We start from the raw sequence: 13,727 nt of genomic DNA, 5'->3' as shown, positions 1-13,727 counted from the left end.
ATGCGGGCGTTTGAGCTGAGTGAGGAACAACGTGCGTTGCGTGAGGTCGCCGCGCGGGTCGCGGCCGACGTGCACGCGCCTCGTGCGGAGGAGTGGGACCGGGACCGCACGCCGTTCCCGCTCGACGAGCGCGGGCGACTCGGTGATCTCGGGTATCTAGGTATCTCACTGCCCGAGGTGTACGGCGGTGGCGGCGCTCCGGTGGTCGACGCCCTGGTCGTCATCGAGGAACTGGCCAAGGTGTGCCGCCCTGCGGCGTTCCAGGTCTTCGAGTCCAACACCGGTCCGGCGCAGGTCGTCGCGCACCTGGGCACGGACGAGCAGAAGGCGCGGTTCCTGCCGTCGGTCATCAAGGGTGAGGCCTCGATGGCGGTGGCGATCTCCGAGCCCGACGCCGGGTCGGCCGCCACCGACATGCGCACCCATGCGGTGCTGGAGGGGGACCGGTACCGGGTCAACGGCGCGAAGCGATGGGTCTCCAACGCCGGGCACGCCGAGCTGTACCTGCTCTACGTGCGGCTGAGCGACGCCCCGGGAGCGAAGGGGATCGGGGCGCTGATCGTGGAGAAGGAAACCCCTGGGGTGTCGTTCGGGGCTGGGGAGAAGCTCATGGGGTTCCGCGGCATCCCGTCGTGCGACATCTTCTACGAGGACGCGATGGTGCCCGCGGCGAACCTCCTCGTGCCCGCGGGCGGCTTCCGCTCGCTGTTCTCCGCCTTCTCGATGGAGCGTCTGGGCAATGCCACGGTCAGCCTCGCCATCGGCCAGGCCGCGCTGGACCGCACGATCGACTACGTGCGGACCAGGACACAGTTCGGCAAGCCGCTGATCGAGTTCCAGGGGGTTCAGCTCGCGCTCGCGGACATGATCGTCCAGATGGAGAGCGCACGCCTGCTGGTCTACCGTGCGGCCGCCGACGCCGGCACCGGGCTGCCCGACTCGCTCCAGGTGTCGATCGCCAAACGCGCCGCGAACGAGGCGGGCAAGGTGGTCACCGACATGGCGATCCAGCTGCACGGCGGCAACGGGTACACCGAGGAGTACGGCATCGAGCGGCTGCACCGCGACGCTCATGGCTGGGCGATCGCGGGTGGCACCCCGACCATGCAGCGGATCAGGATCGTGTCCGAGAAGCTGGGCCTGAAGTTCGACCAGCGGGCCTGACGCCCGCCACCGGAGGAGGACACTGTGCGGTTCGGACTGGCCATCATGAATGACTTTCCTCCGGGGACCGTTCCGGCTGAACGGGTGGGCGCTCTTCGGGAGCAGGTGCGCGCCGCCCGGGACGCGGGGATCTCGTCGGTGTGGGTGCTGCAGCACTACCTGGGCAACATGCCGACGCTCCAGCCGGTGCCGCTGCTGGGCGCGCTGGCCGCCGACGCCGGCTCCATGCATCTCGGTACCAACATGTTCATCCTCCCGCTGCGGCACCCGGTGGCCGTGGCCGAGGAGTTCGCGACGATCGACCATCTCACGGGCGGCCGGGTGATCGCAGGCTTCGGTATGGGCTACCGCGAGAACGAGTTCGCCTCGTTCGGCGTCCCCATGGACGAGCGGGTCACCCGCTACGAGGAGAGCGTCCACATCATCCGGGCCCTGTGGCAGGGCATTCCGGTCACCTTCGCCGGGCGGCACTTCCGGCTCGACGACCAGCGGATCAGCCTGCCTCCGCTGCAGACCGGCGGACCACCGGTCTGGATCGGCGCCGGCCCGCATCGCACGGGCGCGCGGCGGGCCGCCCGGCTCGGTGACGCCTGGATCGTGCCGCCGCATGTCTCGCCCACAAGGCTCCGGACGCTGATGGGTCACTACCGTGACGAGCGGCAGCGGCTGGGCCGGCCCGACGGCGGCGGGCTGGTGGTGCGGCGGGAGCTGCTGCTGGACGAGGACCGGGAACGGGCACGCGCGATCGGCGTGGCCGCGCGCAGTGAACTCACGCGGAAGTACGCGGCGTTCAACGCGCCGGACGCGACGGACTCGTATCGCCATCTCCAGAGCGACAGCGCCGCCGCCGACGTCGCGGAGGAATCCTATCTGTTCACCGATCCGGAGTCGTGCGTCCAGGCACTCAAGGAACTGGAGCGGCAGGGCATCACCGACGTGATCCTGCGGATGCAGTGGTTCGACCTGCCGCAGGAGCGCATGCTGCGCTCGCTGGACATGTTCCGCGACCGGGTCCTGCCCGCGTTCAGCGCGACATGACCCGCACCGGCCTGGCGGGCCGCTACCCGGAACTGGACCCGGCGTTGTGCGAGCTGCTGACGCAGGCGGCCGCGGCAGATCCCCGGCCGATGACCGAGCTGCCGCTCGCGGAGCTCAGGGCACGGATCGAGCGTGGGAACGCGCTGTGCTCCGGCGGTCCCACGATGGCCGACGTACGCGTCATCCGCCTCGGCCCCGCGGGGGCGCCGACGGGGCGCGTCTACCTGCCCGCCGCGAAGCCGATCAGGGGTACGGTGCTCTACTTCCACGGCGGCGGGTGGGTCAGCGGCGGCCTGGACTACGCCGACGAGATCTGCCGGTGGATCGCCGACGTCGCGGGCGCGACGGTGGTGAGTGTCGACTATCGGCTCGCCCCGGAGCACCCCTTCCCCGCCGCGGTGGAGGACGGCACGGCCGCGCTGCGCTGGATCCTGTCCGGTCAGGCCGGCCTCGAGGGCCCCGTCGTGGTGGCCGGGGACAGTGCGGGAGGAAACCTGGCCGCTGTCTGTGCGCGGCAGGAGCGGACCCGACTGGCCGGCCAACTGCTGGTCTACCCGGTACTCGACCACGACCTCGGCCGGCCCTCGTACCGTGCGAACTCCGGCCTCGTCATCAGCGATGCCGCGATCGCCGGGTTCCTCGATCACTACTGCCCGGATCGCCGGCTGCGCGACTCACCGCTGGTCTCACCGATGCGCGCGGCCGACCCGGCGGGCCTGCCGCGCACGGTGATCGTGGTCGCCGGCCACGATCCCCTGCGTGACGAGGGCATCGCCTACGGGCTCATACTGGAAGCGGCAGGCGTGCCGGTCGAGACGCGGGAGTTCCGCTCGCTGACCCACGGCTTCCTGCGGTTCACGGCTCGCGTGCCGGCCGCCGTCACCGCCGCCCGGCAGATCGCCGCCGACGCCGCCGCGCTGTTGCATGACGATCAGTGATCCGCTCGGCCCAGCGCGATGGACTTGGGCTCCAGGTAACCGCGCAGTCCCTCCGGGCCCATCTCCCGACCGACGCCCGACTGCTTGAAGCCGCCGAAGGGTGTGCCGAACGCCTGCGGGGCGCCGTTGACGCTCACCATGCCGGTTCGGATGCGACGGGCGACGGCGAGAGCACGGTCGGGGTCGGCCGACCACACCGAACCGGAGAGCCCGTAGACCGAGTCGTTCGCGACGGCCACCGCGTCCTCCTCGGTGCCGTACGGGATCACCGCCATGACCGGCCCGAAGATCTCCTCCTGCACGACCCGCATGCCGTTGTGCACGTCCGTGAGCACGGCCGGATTCACGAAGTGCCCCGAGTCCAGCCCAGGGGGGCGGCCACCGCCGACGACGCGGGCCCCCTCGGACCGGCCCAGCTCGAGGTAGCCCTCGACGCGGTGCCGCTGGGCATCGCTGACCAGCGGGCCGATGTCGGTGGCCGGGTCGAAGGGGTCCCCGACCACGAGAGCGGTCACCGCGGCCGACAGCGCGTCGATGAACTTCGTGTGCAGGTCATGGGGGACGAGTACGCGGCTCTGTGAGATGCACAGCTGGCCGTTGACGGACATCGCCATCGGCACGAGTCCGCGTACGACCACGTCGATGTCGGCGTCGTCGAGAACGACGGCGGCCGACTTGCCGCCCAGTTCCAGCGTCACCCGGGCGACGCGGTCGGCGCAGAGCGCCATGATGCGTTTGCCGGCCGCGGTGCTCCCGGTGAAGGCCACCTTGTCCACCTGGGGGTGCCTGACCAGATACTCGCCCACTTCACGGTCGGCGGGCAGGACACTGAGTACACCCTCGTCGAGCCCCGCGGCGGCGAACGCGTCCGCCAGCAGGTAGGCGGTCAGCGGCGTCTCCGGCGGTGGTTTGAGCACCACCGAGCAGCCCGCGGCGAGCGCCGGGGCGACCTTGAGTGCCGGCCCGCTCAGCGGGCCGTTCCACGGGGTGATGGCGGCGACGACGCCGGCGGGCTCCTGAACGACAAGGCTCCGGTAGCTCCCGTCCTCGCGCACCTCCTCCAGCGAAGTCCGCTCGATCAGGTCGGCGTAGTAGCGCAGGTGCCGGATCGGGTTCGGGACGTGGGCCCGTGCGGCGAAGGACCGGGGGCAGCCGAGTTCGCTGGTGAGCAGGTCCACGACGGCGTCGCCCAGCCCTTCGAGGTGGTCTGCGGCGGCCCGTAGCACGGCCGCTCGCTCGACCGCCGGCCGCCTGCGCCAGGTCCCCGCCTCGAACGAGCTTCGCGCGGCCTCGACGGCGAGGTCGACGTCCGCGGTGCCGGCCAGCCGAGCCGTGCCGATCGGCTCCCCGGTCGCCGGGCTGCACACGTCCACGGCGCGGCCGTCACGGGAATCCGCCCAGGCACCGCCGATGAAGACCCGGGGGCGATGGTGCAGGCCGGTGATGTTCGTTCGCACCGCGTCTTTCATGGCGACCTCTAATCTGTGATAATGGAATGCACCGTATGGGGTCATGGTGCGGCCGTCAACCAGGAGGAGAACGACCGTGTTGGCAGCAGTGCTCGAGGAGTTCGGACAGCCGCTCGTCATCGGTGAGATCGAGGTCGACGAGGTCGCGCCGGACGAGGTGCTGGTCCGCGTCATCGCGTCCGGCCTGTGCCATACGGACCGGTCGATGCAGCTGGGCGCTCAGCCGCTGCCGCTGCCCCTGTTGCTCGGCCACGAGGCGTCCGGGATCGTGGAGCGGGTCGGCTCGGCCGTCACCACGCTGCGCCCGGGCGATCACGTCGTGACCTGCGCGTCGGCGTTCTGCGGCGAGTGCGAGTGGTGCATGCGTGGCCTCCTTCAGCATTGCGAGTCCAAGCGACGGGCTCGCCCGACGGGCAGGCCGCCGCGGTTGAGCCGGTCGGGCGAGCCGGTCAACGTACTCACCGGGCTCGGCGCGTTCGCATCGCACCTGCTGGTCTACGAGCGGACGCTGGCCAAGGTGCCCACGGAGATGCCCCTCGACCGGGCCGCTTTGCTGGGCTGTGCGGTGCTCACCGGAATGGGCGCCGTCCGGCACCGCGCGCGGGTCCGGCCCGGTCAGAGCGTCGCGGTGATCGGCTGCGGCGGGGTCGGACTCAATGTGGTCCAGGCCGCCCGGTTCGTCGGTGCCGCGCGGGTCATCGCCGTCGACGTACTGCCCGCCAAGCTGGAACAGGCACGCCGATTCGGCGCCACCGACGTCGTCGACGCGTCGCGGGAGGACCCGGTGGAGGCCGTCAAGGCGTTGACCGGCGGGGGAGTTGACCACGCACTGGAGGTCGTCGGCCGCCCGGCCACGATCGAGCAGGCCTTCGCCATGACCCGTACCCGGGGGACCACCACCGTGGTAGGCGTGACGCGGGCAGGTGAGACGATCCAGCTCCCGGCCGAGGCGATGATGCTGGAGAAGCGGATACAGGGAAGCAAGATGGGCTCGAGCCAGTTCCGCCTGGACATCCCGCTGTACTGCAGGCTTTACCTGGACGGCCGGATCATGCTGGATGAACTCGTCTCCGAGACCATCGACCTGGCGGACATCAACCAGGGTCTCGAAAAGCTGGACGGCTCCGACGGCATCCGCAGCCTGATCGCGTTCGGCTGAGGTTGCCGCGCCGTGCCGGGGTCCGCCTGCCCTCAGGCCACCGGACTCCGCAAGTTCAACCTGAGCAACGCCTTCGACATCACCTGCGACGGCCGTCTCTCCGCAGCCCGTCAGTAACTCCAACAACCCTATTTACACTGCTCGTTTGGCTCTGGCCCGTAGTCGGTGGTGACGCCGAGTAGTCATCCATGATGATCTTGTGGTGGATGTCAATTCCCTGGTGATCACGGCGTTTTCCGGGCTGTCGGTGCTGGTCGTCGAGGAGGCCTCGAAATCGACCGGGCCGCCGTGGACTCCAGCCGCACCCTGCCCTATCACAACGGCCGCACCGAAGGCGTCAACACCCGCACCAAAGGATCATGAGACAGATGCACGGCCGCGCCGGATTCGACCTCCTTCCGCATCCGTCACCGCATCCTCCTGCCCTGACGGACACCCAGCGTCACCGCCGACTACGGGCCGGAGCCGCTCGTTTGACAGACCCGCATCCGGGCCTGCCGGGCGAACGTGCCCTCCAGGTGGCCCAGATCGCCGCCGTCCGCGCGGTCGCCACCGAGCGCCGCGACCGTAACCTCGCTGACGGCACACTGATCGCGGCCGTGTGCCCCGGCATGGCCGACACCGCCACCTCGCGGCCCTGGTTCAGCGACTACAGCCATGCCCAGCCACCCGCCCAGGCCGCCGAAGCCGTGTTCGACCTGTTCTTCGCCGAGCACGTCGCCCCGGCCCTCTACGGCCAACTGGTCTGGTTCGGCAGGGCCCTGCCTTGGCGCGACGGCACACCCCCGTGGAGCTGGCACTGTGATGAACCCCATCGTCCGCTCCGGCGCGGCCGCCCGCGCCGGAGCCCTTCTCGTCGAGGTCCAGGCGGTCAACGACGCCTACGCGGCGGCAGCGCTCCGACTGCAGGAAAGACACCCCGGCTACGGCTCATTCAAGGCCACCCTGGAGCGGCAGCGAGAGGCCCTCCGCATTCAGCTGCTCGACGGCCTTCTCGGCGCCTTCCAGGTCGTGGTCGGCGGCGAGACGACGACACGGGCGCCGCCCTGGCCCGGCCGGCGGGCGACGGCGAGGCCAATGCCTGGAGCGGAGTCAGTGAGGTCTTTCAGCGTGGCCACTGATCGGGTGACGAAGTAGGCGTCCGCAACGGACAAGGCTCCCGTGCCGTTGAGCGAGGTGTTCGACCTCCCAACTCGCTAGCGCAGGAGCCTTGTTGGTTGTCTGTCCTGCCGCACTCGATCTGCCCCATGCCCTGGTCGAGTGGGTCACCATGCTCATCGTCACCCGCGAGGGTGACCGCCGCTGCAAGCTCCCACCGCACCAGCGTGCTCTGATCGGTCTGGTGTACCTGCGCAGGCACGACACTCTTGCGCAGCTTGCCGCCGGCTTCGGTATCTCCGTCGGCACCGCCCACGCCTACACGTCCGCAGTGATCCTCCTGCTCGCCGACCGCGCGCCCGGCCTGCTGCGCGCACTGCGCGAAGCCGACCCCGAGTACGTCCTGCTGGACGGCACCCTTGCCGAGTGCGACCGGGTCGGCGACAGCCGGGCCGACTACTCCCACAAGCACCGTCGGCACGGAGTGAACGTACAGGTGGTGACCGACCCGGCGGGGCGGCTGCTGTGGCTGTCGCCTGCACTGCCCGGCCGCGCCCACGACCTGACGTCGGCCCGCACCCATCGGATCATCCGTATCTGTGAGCGCCAGGGCGTCCCGATCCTCGCCGACCGGGCCTACCTGGGCGCCGGATCGTGGGTGACGACTCCCCTCAGACGCCCGCCGGGCAGCGAGCTCACGCCGACGCAGCAAACCGTCAACCGTGCGTTGTCCGCAGCACGGGCACCGGTCGAACGCGGCGTGGCACGACTGAAGTCCTGGCGCATCTTCCGCCGATCCCGGTGCAGCCCGAATCGAATGACGTCAATCGCCGCAGCCGTCCTCACCCTGGAGCGGCAACGCTGAAAGAGCTCAGTGACGAGTGCGGTTTTCCCGGCGAAATCGGTGGCGTACTCAGCCGGTTCTGCGGGGCTCACGGTATTCACTTCTCCTCTCTTCTCTCCTCTCTTCACAATGCGGGGATCAGCCGTTGGGCAGGATCACGGCACGGCCGTTGATCTTTCCGGCGTGCAGGCGCTCGTAGGCGAGCGGTGCCTCGTCGAGGGAGAAGGTCTCGGTGTGGACGGCGACGACACCCGCCCGGGCCAAATTGAGGACCTCGATGAACTCGCCGCGGCTGCCCCAGTACGGAGCCGAGACGGACACCTCGAAGGGCAGATGGCCGAAGCCGACGGGCAGCGCTGCTCCCCCAATGCCGACGATGCTCACGTCGGCCTCCACGGCGGCGACGGCGGCTGCGGTCTTCACGGTGGGTTCGGCGCCCACGAAGTCGAACACGGCTTGCGCGCCGATACCGCCCGTCAGTTCGCGGACCGTCGCGGCGGCTCGCGCGTCGGACAGCACGGTGTCGTGGGCGCCGACGGCCCGGGCGAGGGCGAGCTTGTCCTCGCTGACGTCCAGGGCGATGACGCGGGCCGCGGTCATCCCACGCAGCAGCTGGACGGCGACATGCCCCAGACCGCCCGCGCCGATCACGACGGCGGTAGAGCCGGGGAGCAGCTTGGGCAGGGACCGCTTGATCGCGTGATACGGGGTCAGGCCCGCGTCGGTCAGCGGCACGGTGGCGACCGGGTCGAGGCCGTCGATGGGAGTCAGGTGCCGCGGGTCGTCGACGAGCAGGTACTCGGCCATCGCGCCGGGGGCCCCGAGCCCGGGTGGCCGGATGCCCAGTTCGTCGGCGCGCAGGCAGTAGTTCTCCTTGCCCTCCGCGCACTTGGCACACGTCCCGCAGCCCCACGGGCCGTAGACGGCGACCGCGTCGCCCTCGGCGAGCCCGGTCACGCCCGTGCCGAGCGCGGCCACCGTGCCGACACCTTCGTGACCGAGGGTGAGCGGAAGCGCGTATGGGAAGCCCTCGGCGGGCCAGCTCATCACCGCGATGTCGGAGTGACACACACCCGCGGCGGTGACCTTGAGCAGTACCTGGCCGGGGCCGGGCTGGGGGTCGGGGACCATGACGACCTCGGGGGGCGCGCCGATCTCCCTGTACTGCAGCGCCTTCATGACAGCACCTCTTCTTTCGCTTCTTCTGGTGTGGAGGTTCCGGTCGCGGTCGGTCACACCGTGCTCCGGTCCACCTGTTCGGTGAGCGCGTTGTAGGTCCGGTTCACCCAGCCGGTCAGGCCCCCCCCCGCGTCCCGGCGGTCCTCGCGCGCCCAGCCACGCAGGGCCGCGCTGAGTACCCCCGCGGCGGCCGCCACGACGACGGCCGGACGCAGATCCAGGGCGGGGTTCACACCGAGTCGATGGGCGATGATCGCCACGGACTCGCCCTGGGTGCCGACCCGGATCCGCTTGTACGCGGCGAACAGCGTCGGCTCGGTGTCCACGAGCCGCAGCAGCGCGCGCCATCGCTCGGCGGCGGCCGGGCGGAGCGCGTCACGGGCGGTGAGCCACTCCCCGACGGCATTGTGGTGGGCGAGCAGCGGTGGCTCCTCGTCCGGGCGGGTCCGCAGTGCAGCGTTGATGCGGGCGCCGTCGGCGCGGGTGGCGTCCAGGCACTCCTCCAGTCTCAACTCCCAAGAGGCGCTCCCGTTCCACTACCCAGCTTCGTCTTCGTCGACACAGGCCGGAAGGGCACCTCGACGATCTCCTCCCACGTCTCGTTCAGCGCAGGTCGACTGTGATGCAGCTCGGCGGTGAAACGGACGCGGCCGATGCGCGGACCGGCTCGCACCCAGGGCCGCGGGCTCGTCACCGGCGTGACCGGTGCCATCGTAGAGTCCTTCGAGGCGCGGACCCTCCTACTGACCGGGTGTCGGGTTGCACCAAAGGTGCACCTTGCGGACCGTGCGGACACTGTGGTCGACGGTGACGGGCCGCGACACAGCGGGTGCCTGATCCACACGGAGATCATGGTGGCCCGCCCGGACGTGGGCGCAGTGGTATACACCCACCCGTCTACGCGCTGGCGACTGCCTGGACGGCGTCGCTCACGCGGTCGCGGCGGCGTAGTGGGAGGGGATGCGGCAGGGGCGGTCGCCCTCGCCTGACCGATGGCCCCGCCATATGGCGGGGCCATCGGCGACAGTTCCAGCCACCTGCGGGTATCCCTGCGGGCACCGGCACCCGAGAGTGGGGTTCACCCGCTCCCCGTTGTTCCCGAAGGAGAGAACAGATGGCAGACCAGACAGCAGCAGACTGCTTCGGTGCCGTGACCATCCGGCCTCCGTTGGACCCGGAGCTCGCGCCCGTCGAGGAGGCGATGCGCGCTGCGTTTCCGACCGTGTCGGAGGAGACCCTGGCAGCGACCCGACGCCTGCTGGCCGACTGGACCTCCGGGCCGGAACCGGAGGATCTGACAGCGGGCGGCAGGGTGCGGGTGGAGGAGCGCCAGGTACCCGGGCCGGAGGGCGCGCCGGACATCACTCTGCTGATTCTCAGCCCCGTCGAGGACCGAGGCCCCAAGGGAGCCATCTTCCACATCCACTCCGGCGGGATGGTCGCGGGGACCCGCCGGACGGGCGTGAGCTTTTTCCTTCCCTATGTGATCGACGGGAGTGCGGTCGTCGTGTCGGTCGAGTACCGACTGGCGCCGGAGCACCCCGATCCCGCGCCGCTCGATGACTGCTACGCGGGGCTGGTGTGGACGGCGAAGAACGCGGCCGAGCTCGGTATCGACCCCGAGCGGCTCCTGATCGTCGGATCCAGTGCCGGCGGCGGTCTCGCGGCGGGGACCGCGCTGCTCGCCCGCGACCGTGCCTTTCCCAGGCTCAGCCACCAGGTTCTGATCTGCCCCATGCTCGACGACCGCTTCGAGACGCACAGCAGTCGCATGGTGGACCGCGGGTGCGGATGGGACCGCCACAGCAACCTGTACGGGTGGACTTCCCTGCTGGGTGAGCGGCGCGGCGGTCCGGAGGTGTCGCAGTACGCCGCGCCGGCCCGCGCCGAGGACCTCGGCGGGCTGCCGCGCACCTACATCGACACCGGCTCGGTGGAGGTGTTCCGCGACGAGGCCCTGATCTACGCCGGCCGCCTGTCCGAGGCGGGCGTGAGCGTCGATTTCCACCTGTGGGGCGGAGGCTTCCACGGGTCAGACATGGCGGCGGGGCACGCGGCTGTGTCGCGCGCCTCCAACGCGACCCGTGAGGAGTTCATCCGGCGGGCTCTTGACAGGTGAGCGGTGTGACAATGGCCGTGGAGGCTCCGTTGCGTGATCTCATCGTCAAGTTGGAAGTCGTCGACGACACGGCGGCCAGTGCGCTGCGCGTCATCGACCACTTCGACCGCCTGATCGCGGAACGGGCCTCGGTCGCGGCCATGGTCCGGGCAGTGGCTGCCCTGGCCGGCTGCCCCGCCGGACTGCACGACGCCGGCCGGGACATCAGCCCTCGGTACGACCCCCAAGGGCACTCTCTGCCCCAGGTGCAGAGCGGTTCGTGGGCGCGCGTGGCGGTGCCCGATCGCCCCGGCGCCTGGGTATGGCTGGAGCGGACCGGCGAGGCGAGGCCGCTGGACGCCCTCATCCTGGAACGCTCGGCCAAAGCGATCCAGACGCTCACGGGAGCGTCCGCCGATCGCTCCGCCGACGCCGCGGTGCGGATCGCCTGCGACCCCGACGCCCCCGACAGCGACCGCTGCGACGCCGCCAAGCAGCTGGGGCTCACCGGCCCGGTGACCGTCATCGTCATCTCCTCCTTCCAGCCACCGTCGCCCCACTCCACCCGGGTCGGCCGGCACGCGGTCACCCTGGTCGCCGGGACAGCGGTCCCGCCATCGGACCTGCGGGCCGGGACAGCCATCGCCCAGGAGCCGGCACACCTGCCGACCGCCCTGGAGCATGCCCGTCTCGCGCTCCGGCTGACCGACCGGATGAACGGCCCCGGCCCGTCCCTGGTGGCGTACGACGATCTCGGAGCCCTCGCCGTCCTCGCCGAGCGGACCACGCCGCAGGAGGCGGCCGGCATCGCCGACGTGCGCCGACTGGACCAGACCCTGGTCACCCATCCCTGGGTGATCGACACCCTCCAGGCAGTGCTCGACCATGCCAGCCTGCGGCAAGCGGCCACTGGCCTCCACCTGCACCACTCGACACTCCAGGAACGTCTGGTCTGGCTCGCCACCCAGCTCGGCTACGCGGTCACGAAGCCGGGCGGGCGTCAACGCGCCACCGTCGCCGTCGCTTTCTGGCGGATCGCCCACAGCGAGGACGAACTCACCGACGACGGCGGCTGAGAAACGCCCACGCGCCTGTCCTCATCACCCGCAGCCGCCTCGGACGTCTCGTCCGACAAGGCTTCCTCACTGAACCCGGACGAGGCCGCTACCAGAAACGGACTTAATGTCCACTCAGTGCCGGAGATGGTGAGCAGTACCGCTTCACCGGCCGGGACGCTGGTGGTGTGGCTCGTCGCGGAGCTGCCCGCGTTCGTCGCCGTCCATACGTCGCGCACGGAGGCGGAGGCCGTGGTCAGGCCCAGGTCGGCCCAGCGGGCGGTGATGGACGCGGCGGAGGAGGTGCGGTTGAGCAGCAGCACGGCACGCTTGCCGGTGCCCGACAGGACCTTGCTGTAGACCTGCAGACCCTTGGTGTCCTCGGCGACCTTGACGCCCTGGAGGCCGCGGGCGTCCTGGTCGATGGCGATGACCTCGGAGTTCTTGAGGATCGCAGCGGTGGTGGAGCTCATGGTGGCGAGGTTGTTGCCGGCCAGCAGCGGGGCGCCGGAGATCGCCCACAGGCCCATGTGCGTGCGGTTCTGGGCGGCTGTGAAACCGTTCATGCCGACCATGAGCATGTCCGGGTCGTTGTAGTACCCGGTGTGCTGGGACGAGGGGTGCAGCGCCTTGTCGAAGCCGGCCAGCATGTTGGCCGTGGACGGGCTGTTGCCCCAGAAGATGACGTCGGTGCTGGTGCGCCACATCGGCGCCGTGCCCGCGCCCCAGTTCCAGGGGTTGCCGGTGCCCCACTCACAGAGCGACAGGACCAGCTTGCGGCCGGTGACCGCGGCGGCGGCGTCGTTGGCGGCGCTCATCGGACCGTCCGCGCATAGCAACGCGTCGACCAGCTCGAACAGTTCGTCCCCGCGCACGGTCAGGCAGTCGAATAAGTCCTCCCGGAAGCGTGACGCTTTCGCGAACGCTTCCCCCGGAACATGATCAGGCAGCAAACTCACCTTCACGGCCTTCGTCGTGGTCACGTGCGTCCTTGGTCGGAGCACATGGTCAGACGAAGGCCGCCTCAGCGTCCGGCGAATGCCCAGGTGAGCTACCTAGTACTCCAGCAGTACTTTGTGGCTTGACCTGGGGGAACGTCGAGCGGTGGGAGTGTAGCGGGCAGGATGCCGTCATGGACGGCTTCTGCCCGCGTGCCCCTCGAAGGAGTGCGCACGACGTCGGTAGTGGCAGCGGCGGGCCACCGCTTGGCGTCGTCCGGGCCAGTGCGACCAGTTCAACGCGTGGGTGAGGGTGTGAAGGTGTCGGGTTGTGTGAGCTGCCAGGAGCCGCCGCACTTCTGCCACGGTGAGCTCGATGACCACGGCATCCTCACCGGTGGATCCCCCTTTTCGGCTGCCCGCGCGCTCATCGCCGCGAGGAAGGTGTGGGCGAGCATGGCCAGGGTGATGTGGCGGTACCAGCCGACGTAGCGGCGGACTTCGTACTCGTCCAGGCGGCACTCGTTCTTTGCCGTCTGGAGGCACTCCTCCACCGACCACCGGGCGCCGGCGACGCGCACCAGTTCGTCGACTGCGACATCCAGCGGTGCGTATCCGAGGTAGTAGGCGATCTCGTCCGGCCGCCTCAGACTGCGCCGTGCCAGCGCCCACCGCCGACGGATCAACACGCCGTCCTGGTGGTCGTACTCGGCCACGGGGCGCAACTGGAGGGCCGCCCAGTCGTAT

General features: G+C 70.2%; 12 protein-coding genes and 3 pseudogenes. 10 read left to right on the top strand and 5 right to left on the bottom strand.

Going from position 1 to position 13,727, the window contains the following annotated elements; translation table 11 throughout:
- The 3 genes from I8N67_RS20610 to I8N67_RS20600 are packed head-to-tail and all read left to right on the top strand — an operon-like array spanning position 1 to position 3,140.
- The gene (locus tag I8N67_RS20610; RefSeq protein ID WP_234046006.1) at positions 1-1,164 is read left to right on the top strand and encodes an acyl-CoA dehydrogenase family protein; all 1,164 of its coding nucleotides are present in this window, start codon (positions 1-3) and stop codon (positions 1,162-1,164) included.
- Between the two features lie 24 nt (positions 1,165-1,188).
- Positions 1,189-2,202: an LLM class flavin-dependent oxidoreductase gene (locus I8N67_RS20605; protein WP_200304634.1), complete on the top strand. Its 1,014-nt coding sequence runs from the start codon at positions 1,189-1,191 to the stop codon at positions 2,200-2,202.
- On the top strand, positions 2,199-3,140 hold the full coding sequence (locus I8N67_RS20600) for an alpha/beta hydrolase (protein ID WP_200304633.1): 942 nt from the start codon (positions 2,199-2,201) through the stop codon (positions 3,138-3,140). The genes I8N67_RS20605 and I8N67_RS20600 overlap by 4 nt, the downstream gene beginning before the upstream one ends.
- Here I8N67_RS20600 and I8N67_RS20595 read toward each other — a convergent pair.
- The gene (locus tag I8N67_RS20595; protein ID WP_307835296.1) at positions 3,134-4,597 is read right to left on the bottom strand and encodes an aldehyde dehydrogenase; all 1,464 of its coding nucleotides are present in this window, start codon (positions 4,595-4,597) and stop codon (positions 3,134-3,136) included. The genes I8N67_RS20600 and I8N67_RS20595 overlap by 7 nt on opposite strands.
- Before the next feature lie 100 nt (positions 4,598-4,697).
- Between I8N67_RS20595 and I8N67_RS20590 the strand changes: the two genes are divergently transcribed.
- The 4 genes and pseudogenes from I8N67_RS20590 to I8N67_RS20575 all read left to right on the top strand — a co-directional run bounded on the left by I8N67_RS20590 (position 4,698) and on the right by I8N67_RS20575 (position 7,731).
- Positions 4,698-5,768, top strand: coding sequence for a Zn-dependent alcohol dehydrogenase (locus I8N67_RS20590; RefSeq protein WP_307835302.1), 1,071 nt, complete (start codon positions 4,698-4,700; stop codon positions 5,766-5,768).
- Positions 5,769-6,283: 515 nt separating this feature from the next.
- Positions 6,284-6,556: pseudogene (locus I8N67_RS42730) on the top strand (carbonyl reductase); the annotation flags it as partial.
- A 16-nt stretch (positions 6,557-6,572) separates the two neighbouring features.
- A complete protein-coding gene (locus I8N67_RS20580) occupies positions 6,573-6,905 on the top strand; it encodes a hypothetical protein (protein ID WP_200304630.1) in 333 nt (110 codons plus the stop codon).
- A gap of 76 nt (positions 6,906-6,981) precedes the next feature.
- Entirely contained in the window at positions 6,982-7,731 is a 750-nt protein-coding gene (locus I8N67_RS20575; RefSeq protein WP_200304629.1) for a transposase family protein, read from the top strand.
- Positions 7,732-7,848: 117 nt separating this feature from the next.
- On the opposite strand, the gene I8N67_RS20570 is transcribed toward I8N67_RS20575, so the two are convergent.
- Positions 7,849-8,889, bottom strand: a complete 1,041-nt coding sequence (locus I8N67_RS20570; protein ID WP_200304628.1) for an NAD(P)-dependent alcohol dehydrogenase — start codon at positions 8,887-8,889, stop codon at positions 7,849-7,851.
- A 53-nt stretch (positions 8,890-8,942) separates the two neighbouring features.
- Positions 8,943-9,401, bottom strand: coding sequence for an acyl-CoA-like ligand-binding transcription factor (locus I8N67_RS20565; protein ID WP_200304627.1), 459 nt, complete (start codon positions 9,399-9,401; stop codon positions 8,943-8,945).
- Positions 9,402-9,542: 141 nt separating this feature from the next.
- Here I8N67_RS20565 and I8N67_RS44640 point away from each other — a divergent pair, with 141 nt between their 5' ends.
- From I8N67_RS44640 to I8N67_RS20550, 3 genes are all read left to right on the top strand, one after another.
- Entirely contained in the window at positions 9,543-9,878 is a 336-nt protein-coding gene (locus I8N67_RS44640) for a class II aldolase/adducin family protein (protein ID WP_372443765.1), read from the top strand.
- Positions 9,879-10,003: 125 nt separating this feature from the next.
- Positions 10,004-11,008, top strand: a complete 1,005-nt coding sequence (locus tag I8N67_RS20555) for an alpha/beta hydrolase (RefSeq protein WP_200304625.1) — start codon at positions 10,004-10,006, stop codon at positions 11,006-11,008.
- Between the two features lie 29 nt (positions 11,009-11,037).
- On the top strand, positions 11,038-12,063 hold the full coding sequence (locus I8N67_RS20550) for a helix-turn-helix domain-containing protein (protein ID WP_200304624.1): 1,026 nt from the start codon (positions 11,038-11,040) through the stop codon (positions 12,061-12,063).
- Positions 12,064-12,158: 95 nt separating this feature from the next.
- Here I8N67_RS20550 and I8N67_RS20545 read toward each other — a convergent pair.
- Positions 12,159-12,860, bottom strand: a pseudogene (locus tag I8N67_RS20545) (alpha-galactosidase); the annotation flags it as partial.
- Positions 12,861-13,276: 416 nt separating this feature from the next.
- Positions 13,277-13,727, bottom strand: a pseudogene (locus I8N67_RS20540) (IS701 family transposase); the annotation flags it as partial.

Source organism: Streptomyces adelaidensis (genome assembly GCF_016598475.1).
Lineage (GTDB): Bacteria > Actinomycetota > Actinomycetes > Streptomycetales > Streptomycetaceae > Streptomyces > Streptomyces adelaidensis.
This window is presented reverse-complemented; position numbering and strand designations above follow the sequence as displayed.

Coding starts and splice junctions, on each gene's coding strand:
- I8N67_RS20600 (WP_200304633.1), top strand. CDS start 2,199: ATGACCCGCACCGGCCTGGCGGGCCGCTACCCGGAACTGGACCCGGCG.
- I8N67_RS44640 (WP_372443765.1), top strand. CDS start 9,543: ATGCGCGGACCGGCTCGCACCCAGGGCCGCGGGCTCGTCACCGGCGTG.
- I8N67_RS20610 (WP_234046006.1), top strand. CDS start 1: ATGCGGGCGTTTGAGCTGAGTGAGGAACAACGTGCGTTGCGTGAGGTC.
- I8N67_RS20580 (WP_200304630.1), top strand. CDS start 6,573: ATGAACCCCATCGTCCGCTCCGGCGCGGCCGCCCGCGCCGGAGCCCTT.
- I8N67_RS20555 (WP_200304625.1), top strand. CDS start 10,004: ATGGCAGACCAGACAGCAGCAGACTGCTTCGGTGCCGTGACCATCCGG.
- I8N67_RS20570 (WP_200304628.1), bottom strand. CDS start 8,889: ATGAAGGCGCTGCAGTACAGGGAGATCGGCGCGCCCCCCGAGGTCGTC.